The organism is Mesorhizobium sp. L-8-3 (assembly GCF_016756615.1).
Classification (GTDB): Bacteria; Pseudomonadota; Alphaproteobacteria; order Rhizobiales; family Rhizobiaceae.
In genome coordinates this window covers 5,554,602-5,575,417 of the sequence record NZ_AP023262.1, presented here as the reverse complement: position 1 = coordinate 5,575,417, position 20,816 = coordinate 5,554,602, and the positions used below count along the sequence as shown (strand labels likewise).

Sequence of the window (20,816 nt, the reverse complement as noted above, 5' to 3'; positions counted from 1 at the left end):
TCACCTGTTCACCGAGTAGCAGTCAACCTCCGGCTCGTTCGGAAGCACGCCGGAAACGCCGATGACGAAACCGGGCGCATCGAGCAGCGAGGCCCAGTGCTCGCTCTTCTGGTCGAGCTCGAGGCACAGGCGATCGCCGTCGTAGGGAATCTCGCGCGGCTGTGAGTGCAGCGGCTTCAAGGGGATTCCGGGCAAGCGCGACTTCCACAGCCCCTCGAACTCGCCGGCTGCACCCACCGTCGCCTGGTTCACGAATATCTTGCGAAGCGCTTCCTCCGAGAGCTCCGAGCCCACGCGAATGACGATGCGGCTCTGCTGCAGAAGCTTCGGGTTGTCGATGCGGACCTTCCAGACATTGGTCGAATGCCGCATGACCGGCAGGGCGCGCGACTTCGGCTCGACATAGCGCAGGCTCAATATCAGCGAGCGCAGCGTATCGGCGAGCGTCGAGAAAGCGAGGCCAGGCGCCATGTGGTCATAGGCGGGGAGCTCCACCAGGCGCCGGGAACTCGAGCCATAGGTCGCCATCGATCCGGCCAGGCTTGCCATCTCGAGATAGAGCTCGGCCGGGTGGAAGATATCCTGGGCCAGCATGTGGGCGAGGCGAGGGCGTGCCGCATTGGCGAGGTTCAGTATGAGCAGGTTCTCGACGCTGCGGCCGGGCCCGCCGAGCACCATCTTGCCGTGCGCCTCGGCGATGCGGTCGAGGCCGGTAATCACCTCCTGCAGCAACTGCCCGTACCAAGGTACCGCGCCGGTCACGAGCGTGGGCGGAAGGAAGGTGTCATCGAGCGCCACGGCGCCATCGGCGCGAAGCCCCTTTATCTCCGCGACCGGGAGCGCGGTGAAGCCTCCGACCGGCTTGCCGGCGGCGATCAGCATGGCCTGTGGCCTGGCGATCTCGATCTCCTCCGCTTCGGCCCCTCCCTGCACGGCGTCGCGGATCCACTCGATGCGTCCGCGGTAACGTGCTCCGGACGGCTCGGCATGGGCCGGGTCGAAGCTGATGCCGCCCGGAGGCTCCAGCGGCAGCGCCATCTGCACCGGGCCCGCCGCCGTGTCGGCCGTGACGGCCAGCGGCTGGGGCGCATCCATCGTCTCCGGAATGGCAAACGGAGTTCCGTCGGGCAAGATGCCGCGTGCCGACAGCACCGCGATCTGCCCTGCTTCCAGCAGGGCCGGGTCGAGAGACAGCGACCGGAACCCGAACGTATGCAATTGCCCCGCCTGCAGCACGCCGCGTACGGTGGCTTCCATGAAGCGGTCCTGCTGCTGGAAATGTTGCGTCCTGAGGAAGAGCCCTTCGGACCACAGCACCCTGTTTGCGTCGCTCATGCTGCCACTTTCTGCTTTGGCACCCGGCGTTATGCGGAAATGCCGCCGCTGCCGAGCCTCACATTGACGGTCATTTGAGATCCGGGCGACACCGACTTGGTGGTGCGCCAGCTTCGGCCGCCGGGCTCCCGGACAAGCGCCACGAGGCCGAGAGCGGTTGCTTCCGGTTCGACGGTGATGGTTTTCGATGCGGTCTGGCCCGGTCCGACGGCGATCTGGTCCGATCCGATGAGGTCGCCTCCGAGCACTCCCCCGGCATCCCCCTGCAGTGCGAAATAGTCCGCCGAATTGAACTTCCCCGTGCTGCGCAACCTCATCACGAGGATCGTCACAGGCCTGTCGCCGCCGCCCGGTCCGGGATTCATCCCGGCCTGGCCGGCAACGTTGATGACAACCGTCGACGGCTTGGGCGGCCCGCTCTGACAGGCGGCAAGGATGCCGGTCGCCCCGAGGGCGAAAACGAAGTCGCGCCGATGGATCATTCCTCACTCCTCTTCATATGCATTTCTGAAATCGGCGCCGATTTCGCCCAGGAAGCGGGACTCCGCGCTCAAGGCGATCTCACGGTGGCGCTTGCGGTAAAGCTCCCAAAGCTGGGCGCTGCGTCCACCCGCGAGGAGGGTTTCCATGGCCGAGCTGGACTTCAGCTCGTTTTCGATCGCGGCCGGATCGAAGCGATCGATCATGCGGCGCAGCGCGCCCTGCACGCCCCGCCAGGCGCGGACATGATGCTGGGCGAGGTCCCGGATGGCGTCGACGATGGCCGGCTCGCTCCCCAGAAAGCCGGGGCTGCGATCGGCAAGGATCGTTGCGAGCGCATCGTCCACGGTCGGCAGGAACTTCAGCGGATTGACCTCCGATGCGCCGACCACGGTCTGCGCGACGCGGGCATTGCCTTTCTCTTCCGCACGCTTGCGCAGAAGCTGCATCAGCCCTTCCATCATCATGCGGTATTCGCGGCCGAACTTCTCCATTTCGGCAGTCGGATCGCTGTTCGGGAACTCTCGCGGGTCGAGGCCCATTCCGCGCAGGAAGGCGTCGCGCAGCGCCATGTCCGTGGCGGTGGCGTCGGGCGTCGATCGAACCGCCTGACGCCCCTGTGCCGGACGCGGTGCCTGGAGTTCGGGACCGGGCCACGAAGCCGGCGAGGCCGGCCTTGACCGGCCGGCGACGTCGCTTTCCTGCTCATCCGCACGGGGCGTCGATACCGGATCGAGACTGAACGGGTCATCGAACGCGGGAGATTTATGCCGGCCGGCATCGGTGGTTTCGGCGGCGCTGTAGGCACCCGGCTCGGGATGTTCGAACGGGCTGGGAAGATCGGAGGGGCGGGCCGGCTTGGGCACCTCCGCGGACTTCATCGAAAAGAAGTCGTCCTCGTTGATACCGGCCGGCGGCCGCGACGCCGATGTCGGTGGCGGGGCAGGCTCCTCCGCCGATGCTTCGAGATCGACCCAAAGCACATATTCGCCCAGTCTCAATCGCATGCCGTTGCGCAGCGGGGTCGAATTGCCGGCGCCAAGAGGTTCGCGCCCGTCGTCGATGAACAGGCCGCTGCTCGAGGTATCCGTCACGAAATAGCCGTCGCGTCCCGCGGAAATCGTGCAGTGGGCGCGTGAGACGAACATGTCGGGGTCGTCGATCTGCCAGTCTGCGGACGAACCGCGTCCGATCACCAACTCGCCCTCGTCCAGCTTGGTCTGCTGCACGGCCTGCGGTCGCGGTCCCTGTTCGAGAGTAAGGACAAGGCTCATGCCGCAACTCCAGCAGCCCGCGGACGCCATCCGACGAGAGTGCGCAAGCGCATGTCCTCGGCATCGGGGCGGTCTTCGCGCGGTGCGAGCCACGCAGTGCGCGAGAGCTGCGCGGATCCGATGCGGGCCGGCGGAACCTCGTCGCGCGCCAGCACGATGCGCAGATCGACATCGAGCATGCCGCCGACCAGATCGCGCACCGCTGTCCTCAGCATGGCAAGTCCCTCGGTGCCCGGCAGGAATGTCTTGAATCTGGTCAAGTCCAGCGGGCCGATGCGCAGCTCTATCCGGCTCTGACGATCGAAGCTGCGCGGGCCGATCGTCGCGCCGCGGTTGAGCGCGGCACTGTTGAGGCCCACCCGCGTCTGCAGTGCCGCGGGAATGCTGATCCAGCCGCCTACAAATTCCTTGAGCTGGACCGGAACCTGGAATGCCTCGGCCAGGAAAAGCGTGAGACGTTCGGGCCCATCCACCTGGTGGGCCAGGGCGGCCGCCTGGCGCAGCTTGACCACCTCGATCCCCGGTTCCTCGAAACCGCAGGTGCCCGGAAGGCCCATGCCGGCCAGCGCTCCGAGCATCGAGCGGACGCGGCCGCCGACCGGCCGCTCGACCTGCACCTCCGGATGCGCGTCGGCCCAAGCGCGATAGAACAGCGCGATCATGCGATGCTGAAGTACGTTGGCGAAGTCGAGGAAAGTCGTGTCGCTGGTCGCGCGGGCGTTCTCGCCGGCGAACCAGCGCTGCGACAGACGGTCGAGCACCCAGCGGGTCAAATGGAGCGGCATCGGGCCTTCCGGCCCCAGCAGGCCGAAATTCGCCACGGTGACTTTTGCCGGCTTGCCGTCCACCGCTGGATGGAACTCCGCGATGTCCTGTGTGGCGAAGCCGAGACGTACATGCTGACCGAGCCGCGCCGGCTCGCGGTCCGGGCGGCCCGCATGGCCGAACAGCCCACCGTCGTGTTCAAGCCGGCGCAGAAGCTCGAAGAAGTCGAAGGCCTCCGACGGCACTTCGGAACGGCGGTCTAGATCAGGTAGCGATTGCCGGGCGTCATCGGCCATGGCACATCCTCCTGCTTCTGGAGCAACCGGGTGCGCGTGCGCACAAATCCGTTAATGCCGGCATAGCGTGCGAAGAGCCGGGCGAGCAGCGCTGAAAGCAGCAGCGTGCTTTGGCCCGCCAGCACGGATTGGTCGACGGACAGCGTCACCTCGGTGCCCCGCCCGAAACACATCGGTCCGGCTATGGCCAGCCTTTCGACCACAGGCCGGCTTTCGACACGGACGATGGACCGCACGTGACGCGCCAGGCCCGGGTCGCCCCGGTCGGCATAGAGGTCGAGCAGGGCGTGGAGCGGATCGGCCCCGCGGCCCTCTTCGGCCAGGCTGAGAAAGTTGAGGGAGAGTTGCGCCACCAGACGCCAGGCCAATTCGTCGGAACGGGACTCTCCCTCGGCGCTGGTCGGAAGCGTCGCCGGGATGGCCGGCTGCGGCGGCCGCAGCGCGCCGAGAAGCCTCACCGTCTCGACCGGATCTCCACTTTCAAGCGTCAGGGTCGGTGCGTCGTCAAGAATGGTCAGATCGCGGTTCGTGCAGAGCGCCACCACGTCGATGTGCCGAGGCGGCCTGGGGACCTTCGACGCGGCCGGGCGCGAAATCGCCAGGAAGACATCGTCTCCAACATAGGAGGTTCGCGTAAGTCCCTGCCGTCTTTCGTCTTCCGTCGGGCGGCGGGGACGGCGCTCGATGAAGTGGACCCAGCCCCTGCCTTTGTTCTGCCCCAGGCTGAAAAGCTCCGGAATCTCCGCGTCGGGCCCTTCGAGATCGGCATCCTCGACCCGGATCGGCCTGTAGATCTCGAAATCCAGCGGCCGGGTCCGGTCGGCATGCAGTACCTGCCGCGTCCTGCGGGAATCGAGCTCGATGGCGTTGCATTCGCGCTCGAACAAATTGACGATCGGCGTGGCGAAGAGTTCGAAGTCCGACGTCGATAGATCGGCGAGTTCGGGGGCCGGCCGCCGCAACAGGAACACGATCTCGAGGCCGGCGTCGGACTTGCGCACCACCTGCTGAAGCCCCTGCACGCGAACGAAGTGGAAGCGCTCCGGCATCACGAAATATTCGCGCAGCAGCCGGTAACCTTCAAATGTCGGCCGGCTGCGGGGCATGAGGGCTTCGCTGTCGCTGATGCCGATCATTTGCGGCGCGGGCAGAGGCGCCAGCCGGTTGGTTCGGCCATCGGCGCGTGCCCCCACCGCCGCGCAGAGCCCGAAGATCGCATCGAAGAGATGGGGCGCCTTCGTACGGCCGGCGAAATGCAGATCGAGCCTGTCGAGCGCCAGCTCGCTGAGCTTGCCCTTGCCGGTCCGCGCCAGGCTCAGGCGCAGCGCCGCCTCGCAGCCGACGCCGTCGATCGGCGTGATCCCGGCGGCGGCGAGCCCGCTTCTGTCCTGGATGTAGCCCACCGATGCAATCTCGATCGGCCACAGCGTAACCTCCTGGGCGGTGGTGAAGGTGCAGCGCGTGGTGAGGCCAGGCCGAAGGCTTGAAACCAGCCGCGTGTTGCGACCTACGACATGGCCGGCGAGCATGGTCTGGACCTGCTTGCCGGGCTTCAGCACCGCCATCGCGGTGGCCGGCGTCGGCGTGACAAGATCGGGATAGAGAAGATTGAGCACGCCCCGCGCGAAGCGCGAGCCCTCGGCGTCGACCTTGAGCCGGGTCCGTGCGGCCAGATAGGCGACGCCGTCGAGAAGTCTTTCGACATAGGGATCCGGACAGGGCACCGTATCGAGCGACAGGTTGCGCGCGACCGCGGGATGCATCTCGGCAAACTCCGTCGCGAGTGCGCGGACATGGGCGAGCTCTTCCTCGTAATATTCCAGGAACGCCCGGTCCATTCAGGTATCCCTCAATTCGGTCCGGGCCGAACCGTTGTCGAGATCGATGGTCGTGCGCAGCTTCAGCCTTTCCGGCGTCGGCGTCATGACGAGGACTGCGTCGATCTCGATCTTCAGGCCCATGCTCTTGTCGCCCAGGGTCACCGTGACCTTGGTCTCTCCATCCTTCAGCCGCGGCTCGAATATGCCCAGGACGGCGCGGATTTCGCGCGCCAGCTCTTCGCGATCGAAGTCGCGTGCCGACCGGCCCGAAAAGGACGGCACGCCGAAATTGACGACGCTGCGGCGGGCTTCGGGAAAATCGTCCAGCGCGAGCAGGGTGTCGGTCGCCAGTTCGGCCTCGACGGGAGATAGAAGCGGCACCGATTGGAAGCGTTCGGTGTTGAACAACGCTTCGATGTCGCGTCGCACCGCCTCGCGCAGCACTGTCGGCGAGACCACTACGCCGCGGCTCTCGAGTTCGACACGGCGCCGGTTCTGCATCAGGAGCCGATGCAGGCGCCGCTTCTGATCGGATGTGAGTTCGGGGTCCGCATCGATGGTCTTCGCGCCGCCGGCCAGCAATCGGTCGAGCCGCTGTTCGTCCAGTTCGTCGCTCAACGCCTTCAGCAGCACGTCGATCTCGGAAGTCAGTCCCGGCAGGTCGTTCACGAGGCGGTCCCACAGGGAGGGTTGGACCGCCTCGCGTGTCGCGCGTGGACTCATGCTGGTTTTGATCATCGCGATACCGGGAGGCCCCGGCCGGCGTCACACACCGACATGGACATCCATTTCCACCTCGTCGCTTTCGTCATAGGTGAACTTGATCGTCTTGTAGGCGAAGGCGATCCGTTCTTCGAGCAGGTCCGGTTCGTCCACGCTCGGCTTCATTTCGTAGCCGACGACCGAGGCGTCCGTGAGAGTCACCACCAGATAGTCGCTGCTGGCTTCCTCGATGGTCCTACGGGCCGAAAACACCACTTCGTCCAGCTTCTTGTTCTGGAACAGTGCCTGCTTCAGATAGGGTGAGGATTTGTCGTAGTACTTGATGAATTTGATCGTGCCCAAGGCCACGCGACCTCGGCGCGACAGCGAGTTGGGATCGTGCGGGGCGACCATGTCGAATTCGACCCCGTGGACTTCGATTTCCTCCTCATGGCCGTCGCGTTCGCTCGGCCCTGTGATGTCTGGGACCTTCAGAAAACCATCGATTTTCATTTCTGCTCTCCATCATGCTCAAGTGATCAAGTCTTAACGGAGGGAAGCTCCGACACGAGCCGGAGCGAGGCATTGATGCCCTCGAGTTGGTAGTGCGGACGCAGGTAGAAGCGCGCGTTGTAGTAGCCCGGCCGCCCTTCGACGCTGTCCACCTGGACCTCTGCCGCTGCGAGCGGGCGCTTTGCGCGCGCCTTGTCGTCGGCGAATGCCGGGTTGGCCAGGACGTAGCGGTTGATCCACTCGGTCAGCCATACCTGCATGTCTGACCGTTCCTTGAACGAGCCGATCTTGTCGCGTGCGATCGCCTTGAGATAATGGGCGAAGCGCGAAACCGGGAAAAGATAGGGCAGGTTGGCCGAAAGCCTTTCATTGGCCTGCGCGTCAGGGTCCACCAGCCGGCCTGCGCGCTTCTCGTCGTCCTGAAGCGAGTGCGCGCCGATGAAGGCTGCCAGATCGGTGTTCTTGCGGTGCAGGATCGGCATCAGGCCGAGCTTGGCCAATTCGGCCTCGCGCCGGTCGTCGATGGCGACTTCGGTCGGGCATTTCATCGCCACCGTGCCGTCGTCGGTCGGGAAGGTATGGACCGGCAGGTTGATCACGGTTCCGCCGTTCTCGACCCCGCGGATCTGGGTGCCCCAACCGAACAGCTTGTGGCTGCGATTGATGTTGACCCCCATCGGGAAGGCGGCGTTCATCCAGACGTATCTGTGATGGTCGCCCTGCACCTCCTCCTCGAAGGCGAAGCTCTTGACCGGTACCGTTTCCGCTCCATAGGGAAGCCGTGCCAGCACGCGCGGCATGGTCAGCCCGATGTAGCGGGAGTCCTCGCTTTCGCGCAGCGACTGCCAGGAGGCGTAGGCGGGCGACGACACGATCTGCTGCAGGTCCTGCGGGTTCGGCAGTTCCTGCCAGCTGTCCATGCGGAACAGCCGCGGCGCGGCCGCCGCGATGAACGGGGTGTGGGCGGAGGCGCAGATGCCTGATATGTTGCGCAGCAGCCCGACGTCCTTCGGATGGTTGGAGAATTCGTAGGCGCCGATCAGGCAGCCGAAGGGCTCGCCGCCGAACATCGAGTATTCGTCGGTATAGACCTTCTTGAAGATGGGGCTCTGGTCCCACATCTGCCCCTCATAGTCTTCGAGCGTGTCGGCCAGCTGCTCCTTGGAGATGTTCATCACGCGGATCTTCAGCTTCTGATCCGTCTCGGTATTGTTGACGAGATACCACAGACCCCGCCATGTCCCCTCCATCTCCCGCACTTCGGGCGCATGCAGGATCTCGTTGAGCTGTGCCGACAGCATCTTGTCGATGCCGGCGATCAAGGACTTGATCGACTTGATCGCGTTGGAGGAGATGGTGGTGGTCTCGGCGCGGGAGCGGGCCGCGAGGGCGAGGTTGCGGACCAGTGCCTGCAGCTTCTCGCTGTCGTCCTTCTTGACCCTGAAGTCCTTTTCCAGGAGCTCGCCGAACTCCCCGAGGTCGATGGCTTCGGCCTCGGCGACGGTTGCTACTTTTTGCTGTTCAGCCATGGCTCATTCCTCAACCTTGTCACCCTCCGCCAGTGCCTGCGTGGCAATCTGGCCGAGAAGCGGCTCGTTGTTCAGCAGTTGCGCAATGCGCTTTTCGGCGTCCACCCTTCCGTCCATGAAGCCGAGGAGTTCCTCGAGCTGGCGGCGCATCTTGAGGAGCTCGGCCAGTTGCGGGACCTGCTCGGCCACGCGGTCCGGGGCGAAGTCGCCCATGTTGGAGAAGCTGAGATCGATCGCCAGCTCTTCGTCCCGCTCCTGTCCCTCGGGCTGGGGCAGGGTGTTCTTGACCCGGGCCTTCACGCGGGGGCCGAGCGCCTCCATGAAGCGCGGGAAGCGGCCCGCATCGGTCTCGACAAAGGCGCGGTCCAGAACGGACTTCTGGGCCTCGCGGGTTTGCGAGGCGCCGGAGAGATCGGCCATCACGCCCATCACGAAAGGCAGCTCGATGGTCGTCGGGCTGCCGTAATGCTCCACGTCGTAGGCGATCTGCACGCGCGGCGCCCGGTTCCGCTCGATCACCTTGGCCTTGCTTTCGCTCATCTCGAATTACCTTTCATCCTTCTGAGCCAACTTCTTGCTGTCCGGCACACCGGCGAGGACACGGAACTCCTTGAGGCCGGACGGCGCGAGATCTTCCATCAATTCGATGAAGTCCATCGGGACCATGCGGCGGATGCGCCGAACGAGATGCGGAATGGGGCTCGATGGCTCGGTGCGGTCGTAGAACGCGATGACGAGGTCGAGACATCTGATCACGTCCTCGCGCGAGGAGAGCCGGCTCGACAGGGCAACTGTTCCGCCCGGTGGCACGTGCCAGGCGTCTCCCTGGCCGTTGCCCGGAGAGGACGCCGCGGGGACGGCGTCTGCGGGAGGCGGCGCACGATTGGCGATGCCTCGCTCCAGCGTCGACAGCATGCGCTCCAGGAACCGTCGCAGACCGGGTACCGCGGCCTTGCCGTTGCCGAGCTTCGCGCCGAGGGCGGCGTCGACCGCATCGAGCGCGGCGATTGCTCTGCGCCCTCCGGCGATGAGATCCGCCATCTCCGCCTCGGCCTGATCGGCATGGGCAGCGCAGCCCGCGCGCACGCGCTTCACCAGTTGCTCGTGGGCGCTCAGCAGCGCCGCCTTCTCCGTGCCGTTCAATCCGGAGGCGGCCTCGTTCAGCACGGTCTGGTCGTCGAGCAGCCCCTGCTGGAGATCGTGCCCGCTGATCGGGCCGATGCCTCGCGGCGCGAAGAACGCCGTCTGCTTCAGATCGCACAGAAGTCCGGCCTGATCATTCTGCAGTTCGAGCAATGCGTTGATGCGGCGCAGAGCTGCATCCTGCGGAGGGACGCCCGATCGCAACTCGGGATGCATGGTTTCCCAATGCTCGTCGAAGGTCCGCGCGATCAGGGTGAGGCCGTCGGCCAGACCGGAGAGCCCGTCCATGTTGGCGAGCGCACGCGTGACCAGGACCAGCAGGCGCAGATCGCGGCCTTGCACGCGCAGTTCCTCGGCCTTGCTCAGGACGGCGGACCAGTCGGCAGGGACGGTGACTTGCGAAGTCGGGTTGTTGCGGTCGTCGCGGACGACGGTGAGCTGCGGCTCGGCGAGGCGCTCCAATTCATGAAAGCGGGGATCGTTGCGCAGACTTTCCCCCGACGGGTTTTCACCGTCGAGAGGGTTCAGCCAGAGAGGGATATCGATCATATCAGCCTCCCGCCGCCAGCCAAGGGACCGTTGCCAACAATCCCGTCGACCATTCTCGTCCGTCGCAATCCGGACGACGCCAGCAATTGCAACACGATACGCGTTTCAGCGCCGGTGTCCATATTTTCGCGAATCGCCGTCCGTCGAAATGCCGCGACATGGTTACAGACGCGAAGCAAGCTCCGTTTCGCCGGTGCTTCCCCGCGAGACCACTTATGACAAGGCGCCGTGAAACCTCCGTGAAAAGCCGTCGATCGGCGGGGCCGGAGCCTGGCAGGACCCTTCGATTGCATCTTGCCACTTTGTAAAGCCTCGCTTGTGTGGCAGGCTATGGAGGGTCCGGTCGCAGGAGCAACTCCGATGGAGCCAGGCGGCATGCAACAGCGAAGGTCGTCACAGAGCTTCAAGCGCAAGGAACTGGTCGGCAAGCTCAACCCCGCTTGTCTGCGCGCCTTCAAGGCCGCGGCCGATGCGGCGAAGCTGCGCGGCAACCCGTATGTCGAGCTCGTCCACTGGATCGAGCAGCTCGCCCTGTCGGACCGCTCGGACGTCCAGCTTATCGCGGCGGATGCCGGCGTGGACATGAGCAGGCTCGCCGCCGATTTGACCCGCGCGGTCGACAAGCTTCCCTACGGCGCGACCTCCATCGAAGAGTTTTCCGACCATATCTTCCACGCCATCCAGGAGGCCTGGAGCCTGGCCGGGCTCGAATTCGGCGCCGACGAGGTGCGCGGGGCCCATGTGCTGCTTGCCTGCCGCAAGGTGCCGGTGCTCGACGGTCTGCTTGCCAGGATCAGCCCAGAATTCGAGCGGATCGATGCAGATGCCGTCATTGCCCGTTTCAACGACGTGGTGGCGGGTTCGACCGAAGGCGCGCCGCCGGAGGCCGCGCCGAAAGCTCAAGTGCGGGGCGCGCCCGGCGGCGAATCCGCCCTGGCGAAATACGCTACCGATCTCACGCAGCGCGCTCGTGACGGCAAGATAGACGCGGTGGTCGGGCGCGACCCGGAGATACGCCAGATCGTCGACATCCTGATGCGCCGCCGGCAGAACAATCCGATCCTGACCGGAGAGGCGGGCGTAGGGAAGACCGCCGTGGTCGAAGGCTTCGCCAGGCGCATAGCCGAGGGCGATGTTCCGCCCATGCTGCAGGGCGTGAGCGTGCACATGCTCGATGTCGGGCTGATGCAGGCCGGCGCGAGCGTGAAGGGCGAATTCGAGAAACGGCTGAAGGCGGTCATAGACGAGGTGCAGTCGTCCGCGACGCCGGTGATCCTGTTCATCGACGAGGCGCATACTCTGATCGGAGCGGGCGGCGCCGCCGGGACCGGCGATGCCGCCAATCTGCTGAAGCCTGCGCTGGCGCGGGGCGAACTGCGGACGATCGCGGCAACGACCTGGGCCGAGTACAAGCAGCATATCGAGAAGGATCCTGCTCTCACACGGCGCTTCCAGGTGGTGAAGGTGGAGGAACCCGACGAGGCGACGGCGGTGCTGATGCTGCGCGGCGTCGCAGGGGCGCTGGAGAAGCATCACCAGGTTCAGGTGCTCGACGAGGCGATAGAGACCGCCGTGCAGCTCTCGCACAGGTACATTCCGGCGCGGCAATTGCCCGACAAGGCGGTCAGCCTGCTCGACACGGCCTGCGCGCGCGTCGCCATCTCGCAGCACGCGACGCCCGCCGAGGTCGAGGACCTGATGCGCCGGCGGCAGGCTCTCGAGATCGAAAAGGGCATCATCGGGCGCGAGGGGGCGATCGGCATCGAGGTCGCCGAACGACTTGCGCGGGTCGACGCGGGACTGGCCGAGACCGAAACCGCGTTCGCGGCCGCACAGGAGCGTTGGGATCGGGAAAAGGCCATGGTGGCCGAAGTCCTTTCTCTGCGCGCGAGGCTTCGCGGCGAGGGCGTGCCGCTCGACGCGATCACGCCGGAGCAGGAAACATCGCAGGGTGAGGACGTCGACGCGGCCGATGCCGCGCCGTCCGATGCCGCTCCGTCCGATGCCGCCCCAGCCGACGCGGCGGCGCCCGACCTTTCGGCCGACCTGGCACGCCTGAGGGAGCTCATGGCCGAGCTGGGATCGATGCAGGGCGAGACGCCGCTCATCCTCCTGTCGGTCGACCGCAGTGCCGTGGCCGCGGTGGTGCAGGACTGGACTGGGATTCCGACCGGCCGGATGCTCACCAGCCAGACCGAGAAGGCGCTCAGGCTTGCCGACCTCCTGGCCGAGCGCGTCGTCGGCCAGGATCATGCGATGGAGATGATCGCCAGGCGCGTGCAGACGAGCCGCGCGGGTCTCGGTGCGCCGGAAAAACCCGTGGGCGTGTTCCTGCTTTGCGGGCCTTCTGGGGTCGGCAAGACGGAGACGGCGCTGGCCCTGGCCGAGACGCTGTACGGCGGCGAGCAGAACCTGATCTCCATCAACATGTCCGAATTCCAGGAGGCGCATACGGTCTCGACGCTGAAGGGAGCGCCGCCCGGATATGTCGGCTACGGCAAGGGAGGCATCCTGACCGAGGCCGTCCGCCGCCGGCCCTATTCCGTGATCCTGCTCGACGAGGTCGAGAAGGCGCATCCGGACGTGCACGAGATCTTTTTCCAGGTGTTCGACAAGGGCATGATGGACGACAGCGAGGGGCGGCGGATCGACTTCAGGAACACGCTGATCCTGTTGACCTCCAATGTCGGCTCGGACGTGATCATGCACAAGACGGGCGGCGGTCAGCAGCGCGCGGAGATCGACGGCCTCGAGAAGGCGCTCCGGGCACCGCTGCTCAAGGTCTTTCCCGCGGCATTCCTGGGGCGGGTCGTGGTCATTCCCTACTATCCGCTGTCGGCGTCCATGATCGAGGCGATCACCCGGCACCAGTTCTCGAAGATCGCGCGGCGGCTGCGCGCGAGCCACGATGCGGAACTGGTGATCGGCGACGGCGTCATGGAAATGATCAAGGCGCGATGCACGGAGATAGAGTCGGGCGGGCGGATGATCGACGCGATCCTGACCAACACGCTTCTTCCGGCATTGAGCCGGGGGGTCTTGAGCCGCACGATCGACGGCCAGCCCATGACGCGTGTGATCGTGGGTGCATCCGAGGACGGCTTTACCTATTCGTTCGAATAGCGGTCAGCCTTGCGGCAGCGCCGAGCGTTGAGCAGTGTGCTCTCGCAACTACCAGCCACCAGCACCGCCGCCGCGGCTTTCGTCCAGTGCGCGTATCAGGTACGGATCGGGTGCCGGCGGGCTGGCTGCGGTGCCCGTGGTGGCGACGTTGCGCGCGGTACTGCTGCCGCTTGGCGTCGCTTTCCTGGCAGTCGTTGTTCCGCCTCCGGATCGAGGCTTCGCCGCCGCTGCCGTGCGGGCCTTGGGGCGAGGATTGTTCGGCACGGGCTGGGCCACGGTTTGTGCCGGTTGAAACGCGGGAATGAGCGGCAAGGGAGCCACCGTCTCGCAGCCTGCAAGCGCCAGGGCGGCTGCGCCGAGAACGAGTGGTATCGAGCATCTGCGCATGGCCAACCTCCGGTCCGGCTGTCAGAGCATGTCGAGGCGCGGTTTGGACAACAGCCATTCCCGCGCCACCAGTTCGGCTAGAAGCTCATATGAGGATCGCGGCGCGGGGTGGCCGAGCATCGCATCGGCCGCCTGCCTGGTTCGCGATCCCAGGACCCCGTCCGCCTCGATACCCTTGGCCCCGAGCCGCACCAGGGCCTTCTGGACCTCGATGTTCACAAGCTTCTCAGGGATTTCCGCGAGCGCCTCTCTCGCGCGCTCGGCCGGCTTTCCTTCCCCGCGTCCGAGCGCATGCGCGAGCAGCCGGATGTCGTCTCCCTCCTCGGCGATGAGCTTGCGGTCCAGCCGCATCATCTCGGCCGCGTAGTAGGCGCCCCACGCGTCGCCGCGCTCGGCGCTTTCGCGGAACAGCCGGAAGATCTGCTGCTGGTCGCGGTCCTGTTCCTCGATCAGCGTAAGGGCGAGCAGGCGGCCGGCATAGGGATGCAGGCCTCGATGCGCCTCCATCAGCAGTTTCTTGCTGCGAGCCTTGTCCTGTTCGACGGCTATCCCGTCGCGATAGAGCAGCGACAGGTTCATGGCGCCCCATATATCCTTCCGCTCGTAGGATTCCCGGAAGTAGCGGTGCGCCCGTTCGACGTCCTTGGGGACCCGGTTGCCATAAAGATATTCCGCGCCCAACTGGTTCATCGCAAAGGTGTGGCCGGATTCGGCCGCGCGGGTCAGTAGTTCCACGCCGCGGCCGTAATCGGCCTTTGTGCCGTTGCCCTCCATCAGCGCCTTGCCGAGCGAGTACTGCGAATAGGCGTCGCCGCGCGCTGCCCCAGCCTCGAAAAGCGGGACGGCTGCGGCCGGATCCTTCTTCACGCCGGCCCCGTACTGGTAGAAGCGCCCGAGCAATTCGCCGGAGCGGACATGACCCGCCGCGAGCGCTGCCTTGAACTCGGCGAGCGCCGGCTCGAATTCTCCCCTGGCATACAACACACGTCCCAGTTCATGGCGAAACCGGGCGACGTCGGGCGCCGACGCGACTGCCTCCCGGCAGGCGGCCAGCGCCTCGTCGATCCTGATGTCGTTGGGATAGACGCCCTCGCTTACGCCCTGTATGTCCAGCCGATCGCCGGCAAGCTCGTCGCAGCGATTGACGGAGGCCTTCACGTCGATGACGATGGGAGGTTCGCCAGCCGCCTGGCCGATGGGTTTGAGGACGATCTTCGCATCGGTTTCGATGATCCTGAGGGACGGACGGATACCGAGACGGGCTATGTCCTCGGACTTCACCAGGTCGCCTTCGGACAGCATTCGGGTATTGAGCGCTATCTGAGCGGCAGGGGAACGCTCGTCGATGCGATACCACCCGTCGCCGAGTTGCTGCGGCTGCGGGATGGCGTCCGATAGCGACTGGAAACCCGTGCCCACATCGGCCGCGAGCGCGAGCTGCCGCAACTCGGCTTTCGAAGAGGCTCCGGCCGGTCGGGTAGTTCCTCCCTCCTTCGAGGCGACGGGAATTTCCTGCTCGTCGACAGGTGGCTTCATTGCAGGATCGAAGACGATCGCCACGGCTCCGCTGACCTTGTGCCCTTCGGAGGAAACGACGGAGTAGGGAATGAGCTGGACGGACGTCTCGCCCGGTTCGGGCAGGTAGACCACATCGGGGAGGCGGTTCGTCGGGATCGGCGCGCCGGGTTCGATCTGTTCGGATCCCAACATGAGCCTGCCCGATTTGAGCGGCTGGTCGAAATGTGCGGTGAGCGCCATTTCCTCGCTGGCGATCGGCGGCGGGATGTCGAGTTCGACGCGCCTGGCTTGCGGCGAGACCCTCACTTCCGTCAGGCTCTCGCCCATCACCAGCACGCTTTCCCGCGTCACGAAGAAGAATTGCGAGGTGAGGCTCGAAACGTCCCAGGGAACCTGGCGGCCGCTGGTGCGGGCGATCACGTCGGCGCGGATGTCGGTGAGCACCTGCCGCACCTCGGTGTTCGGCGTCAGGATGTGGCCGGCGAGAGCGTCGGTGAACGGACTCAGTTCTCCGGCCCCGTCATAGGCGATCTGGTTCGGTGCCGTCGAATAGACGATCAGGGAGCCCTGGCGCGGCGTGAGGGAGGCGAGCCCCTTGTTGCCTTTGACGGCGACCTTCTTGTTGCCCGCGAAATAATACTCGTTCTTGAAAGGATTGTCCCGGCAGGAGTCCAGGATGAGGATCTGCAGGGACGAGGTCTCCCGCATATAGTCGAGAAGGTTGGAGATATTGTAGGATTCGACCTCGAGATCGTATGACGAGGTCAGATTGGCGTCGACCGGCAGGATGTAGTTTTCGCCGGCGACCTGGACCGCATGCCCGCTGTAGTAGAACAGCGCGACGTCGCCGTCATTGAGCGATCTGAGAAAATCCCGGATGGTCCTTTCCAGCGAAGCCTTGTCGAGGTCGTCGCCGATCGTCACTTCGAAATTCGCCCTGCTCAGGACCTCTCCGATGTGGCGTGCGTCCTTGGCCGCATTGGGCAAGGGAACGAGATCCTGATAGGCCGAATTGCCGATGACCAATGCGGCGCGCCGGCCCTCGGCGCGCTCGGCCAGGGCTTCGATCGGCGTCAGTCCTGAAGCAATGGCGCCGGCCGCCAGAACAAGGCACCAGATGAACAGGCGAACAAGCAGGTGAACGTGGTGGCGGAGCGCGCTGTCCGCCACGCCCCTGGGACGGTTCTGGACTCTGTTACCCGCAGACCGATCCAACTTTTCGCCTCTATCTTACGGGTCGCAACCCCGCGCGAGGGAAAGCAGGAAGGATATACTCGGGCCGGAGGATGGACAAGAAGATTAAGAACGCCAGCAAGACCCGGCCATGCGATGGCGCGCCGGCAGTCCAGCCATGGGCTTTCCGGCTGGAGCGCAACGCGCCAACGCCCCTCAGGAGAGGACGGTGGCGTCACTCGTTTCGGCGCTCGCGATCTGGCCTTCGGTGTCGCGCCGCCTCATCGGGAACAGCTCCTGTGCCAATACGAGGTGGCGGTCGAGGAAGTTTTCCTTGAGCACGACGGCCGACCTTTCGTCGACGATGACGACTGCGATCTGTCCGGGCCCCTCGCGACGCGGCACCGGTGCCGGAAGCGCGCCCGAAAGGCTCTGCAAGGTGGGCTCGATCGTATAGTGATTTCCGGCGAAGGTGCTGAACGGGATGCCGCTATAGGTGCCGCTCGACGTCATGTGAACATGGCCTGACACCACGGCCCGCACGTCACGATGGCTCTTCAGCACGTCGACGAATAAATCCCGCTCCTCGAGAATGATCACGTCGTTCTGATTGTGCAGCGGGCAGATGTTGTGATGCAGCGCAATGACGACCGGCCTGTCGGCATGTTCGGCGAGCCGCCGGCCGAGCCATTCCAGTTGCGCCGCGCTGAGACGGCCGCCGGGCACGCCCGGTTCGCTGCTGTCGAGCACCACCACGGCGCAGCCGTCGAGCACGAGCGACCGGTCCATCTTGCCTGTTTCCGGTTCGGCGACATCGCCGAACTCGGCGAGGAAGGTCGGCCTGTGGTCGTGGTTGCCGAGGGTGAGGACGTAGGGCAGGTCGATCTCCGCCAGCAGGTGCCTGAGCCGGCGATAGGACGCCGCGTCGCCACGGTCGGCAAGGTCTCCCGCAATCACCAGAAGGTCGGCATCGGCATGATTGCGGTTGATGAAGTCGATAGCCTGGCGGGTGCGCTCGCTCGTATCGAGCGAATGCGACAGTTCGTTTTCGGGTACGATGTGCAGATCCGCCATCACGATGATCTTGGGCACGGTCTGGGACTCCTGTCAGAGGGAAGGGACGAGTTCGGGTTCCGGCAGCAGACCCACCTGCTGCAGGCGTTCGGTATCGATCAGCAGCCCGTCCATGTCGAAGATCGCCCCGACGACAGGCCCGCTCATCCCTTTACCCCGGTCATGGTGATCCCCTGGATGAAGAGCCGCCGGGCAAACAGGAAGGCGGCGACAAGCGGTGCGGTGACGATGGTCGCGGCGGCGAAAGTCACGCCGTAGTCGATGCCGAGATCGCCCTTGTACTGCATCATCGACAGCGTCGCGGTGACCTTGTCCTGGCTCTGCACGACGATGAGAGGCCAGTAGAGGTCGTTCCAGTGCGAGACGAAGGAGAACACCGAGAATGCCGCGATGGCCGGCACGGCGCTGGGCAGGATCAGGCGCAAGATGATCTCGATCTCGGAGAACCCGTCGATCCGTGCGGCCTGGATGATGCTGTCGGGAAAGGTGCGGAAGAATTGCCGGAACAGGAAGATCGCGAACACGGAGACGAGAAAGGGAAACATCATCGCCAGGTAGGTGTTGATGAGCCCGACCTTGACGATGCCGATATAGAGCGGAATGGCGATGACGTTCACCGGGATGGTTATTCCGGCGATCACGGCGCCGAACAGGATGCTCGAACCGGCAAAGCGCAGCTTCGCCAGCGCATAGGCCGCCGGTACTGCCGTCACCAGTTGGACGGCCAGGATGCCGATGCAGACGATCAGCGAGTTGAGGATGTAGAGCAGGTAGGGCTGGTCGAACAGCACCTTGCCGAAATTGACCAGGCCGTGGAACTCGCGCGGCAGCAACGAGAACTGGGGAGCGAAAATCTCGCTCTTCGGCTTGAGGCTGGAAGACACCATCCAGATGAAGGGGAAGACCATCGCCAGGCCGCCGAGGAAGAGCAGGACCGTGACCGCGTGATGCCCGATGCGGCGCAGGGAAAGGGGGCGCGTGACCGCCGGTGCGGCCGGCTGAGAAGCTGAGCTTGCCATGACGAATCTCAATTGCGCACCCGGCGGTCGGCGAACTGTGCCTGGAATAGCGCGAACAGGAACACGATGAGGAGGAAAGCGAAGGACAGTGCGGCCGCGTATCCCATGTTGAAATATTCGAAGCCCTCGCTGAAGGCGAGGAAGAGATAGACCTCGCTCGCCCGGTCCGGGCCGCCCTGGGTGAGCAGCGCGACCGTATCGAACAGCTTGAAGGCGGTGATGGAGCTTGTGACGGCGACGAAGGTCGACGTCGGTCCGAGCATCGGCCAGGTGACGCGAAAGAAGCGGTCGAGCGGACCGTCGGCACCGTCCACGGCGGCGGCGGCATAGAGCGTCGGCGGTATGGCGGTGAGCCCGGCCAGGAACAGCACCATGTTGAAGCCGATGATGCTCCAGACGGAGATGATGGCGAGCGAAAACAGCACGATGTCGGGGTCGCCGAGGAAGTTGACGGGAGAGAAGCCCAACGACGTGATCATCCCGTTGAGGACACCCTGCTTGCTGTCCATGAGCGCCGCCCAGACGAGCGACATGGCGGCCAGCGTCGACGTCACGGGAAGGAAGTAGAGAACCTCCAGGATCGACCGGAAGCGGTAGCGGTCCTGGAGGAGGATCGCGAGCAGGAGGGGGATGATGAACGCTGCCGGCAGGAACAGGGCGGCATAGATGAAGGTGTTGGCAAGCGCGTTGCCGAAATTCTCGTCGGTTGCCATCTGCCGATAATTGTCGAGCCCGACAAAGCTCATGCCGTCGCGCACCAGGGTGAAATCGGTGAACGAGATGAGGATGACGAGAAGGATGGGCGCGAGATAGATGACGAGGATGAGGAGGGCCGCCGGCGCCGCGAGCGCATAGGCGAGCCTCTGCTGGGCGTGGGCCAGCGTTTCGGCGGCCCGTCTCACGGCACCAGCGCTCCCCGGGGTGACGCGGCTGCCGCCACGGAGGAGACGCTGCGGTCGCGCACCCGCTGGCCGTCCGCATCGAAGAACAGCAGGCCCTCGCGGTCGAGACGCAGTGCCTTCCGGCCGGCGATGCGGGCGTTCGACATCTGCGTGCCGGGCAGCTTTTGGGCCCGTACCCTCAGTTCGATGCTGGGCTCGGTCGCCAGTGCGCCATGCACGACGAGATCGGCGCCATGATCCTCGATGCTTCTGACGTCGAAGTCGAGGGCCTCGGAGGTCGACCTGCTGCGATCGTGCGACAGGCCTGCAATGCCGTCGAACTGTGCGGCTTCGGGCCGGAACGCCACCAGCAGGTCGCCGCTCGCGCCCTTCGGGATCACGGCATCGAGCAGCCGGTCGCCGATGCGCAGCCTGCCATTCTCCACCTCAGTCGGAAGCAGGTTGATCTCCGGCGAGCCGATGAAGCGGGCGACTTCGACATTGTCGGGATCCTCGTAGAGCGTCACCGGCGGGGCCACCTGGACGAAGCTGCCGGCCCGCATGATCGCGACACGGTCGGACAGCGTCATCGCCTCGATCTGGTCGTGCGTGACATAGATGAAGGTGAGCTTCGAGCTGGCGTGGAGCTCGGCGATCTCCTTGCGCACCTGTGTGCGCAGCTTGGCATCGAGGTTGGACAGCGGCTCGTCCATGAGGAAGAGTTTCGGAGAGCGCACCAGGGCCCGGCCGAGGGCCACGCGTTGCCGCTGGCCGCCGGAAAGCTGCGCCGGCCGCCTGTCGAGCAGATGCTCGATGCCGAGATGCCGCGCGGTCTGGTTGATCTGGGCCTCGACCGCCGGGCGGCCGCGACGGGCGAGCGGATGGATGCGTTCGATCAGCGGCAGCCGCGCATGCCATGGCAGGGAGGCCATGATCAGCGGCATCGCCATGTTCTGCGCGACGGACATATGCGGATAAAGAGCGTAGTCCTGGAACACCATGGCGATTTCGCGATGCTTCGGCGGCAGCGCGTCGACCGGCTTGCCGTCGATGCTGATGCTACCGTGGTCCTGGGCTTCGAGGCCGGCGATGATCCGCAGGAGGGTCGACTTGCCGCAGCCCGACGGTCCGACGAGGGAGACGAACTCCCCCTCGTCGACATCGAGAGACAGGCCGGCAAGGATCTGGTTCGTCCCGTATGCCTTGCGTATGTCACGCATCGAGAGCATCGGCAT

Annotated in this window: 16 protein-coding genes; 1 reads left to right on the top strand and 15 read right to left on the bottom strand. The window is 65.2% G+C overall.

All coding sequences use genetic code 11. The features are described 5' to 3' along the window. From tssK to tssA, 10 genes are read right to left on the bottom strand one after another with little or no spacing between them, the layout of a single operon-like run. A complete protein-coding gene (tssK, locus tag JN302_RS25830) occupies positions 1 to 1,335 on the bottom strand; it encodes a type VI secretion system baseplate subunit TssK (RefSeq protein ID WP_202306845.1) in 1,335 nt (444 codons plus the stop codon). A 29-nt stretch (positions 1,336 to 1,364) separates the two neighbouring features. Beyond that, a complete protein-coding gene (gene tssJ, locus JN302_RS25825) occupies positions 1,365 to 1,817 on the bottom strand; it encodes a type VI secretion system lipoprotein TssJ (RefSeq protein ID WP_202329619.1) in 453 nt (150 codons plus the stop codon). Positions 1,818 to 1,820: 3 nt separating this feature from the next. After that, on the bottom strand, positions 1,821 to 3,089 hold the full coding sequence (gene tagH, locus JN302_RS25820) for a type VI secretion system-associated FHA domain protein TagH (protein WP_202329618.1): 1,269 nt from the start codon (positions 3,087 to 3,089) through the stop codon (positions 1,821 to 1,823). After that, complete coding sequence (gene tssG / locus JN302_RS25815) at positions 3,086 to 4,150, bottom strand: type VI secretion system baseplate subunit TssG (protein WP_202329617.1); 1,065 nt, start codon at positions 4,148 to 4,150, stop codon at positions 3,086 to 3,088. Before tssG ends, tagH begins: the two co-directional genes overlap by 4 nt. Then, positions 4,114 to 5,988, bottom strand: a complete 1,875-nt coding sequence (tssF, locus tag JN302_RS25810) for a type VI secretion system baseplate subunit TssF (RefSeq protein WP_202329616.1) — start codon at positions 5,986 to 5,988, stop codon at positions 4,114 to 4,116. The genes tssG and tssF overlap by 37 nt, the downstream gene beginning before the upstream one ends. Next, positions 5,989 to 6,693, bottom strand: a complete 705-nt coding sequence (tssE, locus tag JN302_RS25805; RefSeq protein ID WP_244845934.1) for a type VI secretion system baseplate subunit TssE — start codon at positions 6,691 to 6,693, stop codon at positions 5,989 to 5,991. 42 nt (positions 6,694 to 6,735) lie between these two features. Further along, a complete protein-coding gene (locus JN302_RS25800; RefSeq protein ID WP_202306836.1) occupies positions 6,736 to 7,185 on the bottom strand; it encodes an Hcp family type VI secretion system effector in 450 nt (149 codons plus the stop codon). 26 nt (positions 7,186 to 7,211) lie between these two features. Then, entirely contained in the window at positions 7,212 to 8,714 is a 1,503-nt protein-coding gene (gene tssC / locus JN302_RS25795) for a type VI secretion system contractile sheath large subunit (protein WP_202306835.1), read from the bottom strand. Between the two features lie 3 nt (positions 8,715 to 8,717). Further along, positions 8,718 to 9,254 (bottom strand): type VI secretion system contractile sheath small subunit, encoded by a 537-nt coding sequence (gene tssB / locus JN302_RS25790; RefSeq protein WP_202306834.1) that lies wholly within the window; start codon positions 9,252 to 9,254, stop codon positions 8,718 to 8,720. Positions 9,255 to 9,260: 6 nt separating this feature from the next. Then, positions 9,261 to 10,406, bottom strand: a complete 1,146-nt coding sequence (gene tssA / locus JN302_RS25785) for a type VI secretion system protein TssA (RefSeq protein WP_202329614.1) — start codon at positions 10,404 to 10,406, stop codon at positions 9,261 to 9,263. Between the two features lie 375 nt (positions 10,407 to 10,781). Between tssA and tssH the strand changes: the two genes are divergently transcribed. Continuing rightward, positions 10,782 to 13,529, top strand: a complete 2,748-nt coding sequence (gene tssH, locus JN302_RS25780) for a type VI secretion system ATPase TssH (RefSeq protein WP_202329613.1) — start codon at positions 10,782 to 10,784, stop codon at positions 13,527 to 13,529. 408 nt (positions 13,530 to 13,937) lie between these two features. Here the strand turns inward: tssH and JN302_RS25775 are convergent, their stop codons facing one another. From JN302_RS25775 to JN302_RS25755, 5 genes are all read right to left on the bottom strand, one after another. Continuing rightward, positions 13,938 to 16,604, bottom strand: a complete 2,667-nt coding sequence (locus tag JN302_RS25775) for a caspase family protein (protein ID WP_202329612.1) — start codon at positions 16,602 to 16,604, stop codon at positions 13,938 to 13,940. A gap of 219 nt (positions 16,605 to 16,823) precedes the next feature. After that, on the bottom strand, positions 16,824 to 17,699 hold the full coding sequence (locus tag JN302_RS25770; protein WP_202329611.1) for a metallophosphoesterase: 876 nt from the start codon (positions 17,697 to 17,699) through the stop codon (positions 16,824 to 16,826). Positions 17,700 to 17,824: 125 nt separating this feature from the next. Further along, positions 17,825 to 18,700, bottom strand: coding sequence for a carbohydrate ABC transporter permease (locus tag JN302_RS25765; protein WP_244845925.1), 876 nt, complete (start codon positions 18,698 to 18,700; stop codon positions 17,825 to 17,827). Between the two features lie 8 nt (positions 18,701 to 18,708). Beyond that, positions 18,709 to 19,602, bottom strand: coding sequence for a carbohydrate ABC transporter permease (locus JN302_RS25760; RefSeq protein WP_202329610.1), 894 nt, complete (start codon positions 19,600 to 19,602; stop codon positions 18,709 to 18,711). After that, positions 19,599 to 20,816, bottom strand: a complete 1,218-nt coding sequence (locus tag JN302_RS25755) for an ABC transporter ATP-binding protein (protein ID WP_202329609.1) — start codon at positions 20,814 to 20,816, stop codon at positions 19,599 to 19,601. The genes JN302_RS25760 and JN302_RS25755 overlap by 4 nt, the downstream gene beginning before the upstream one ends.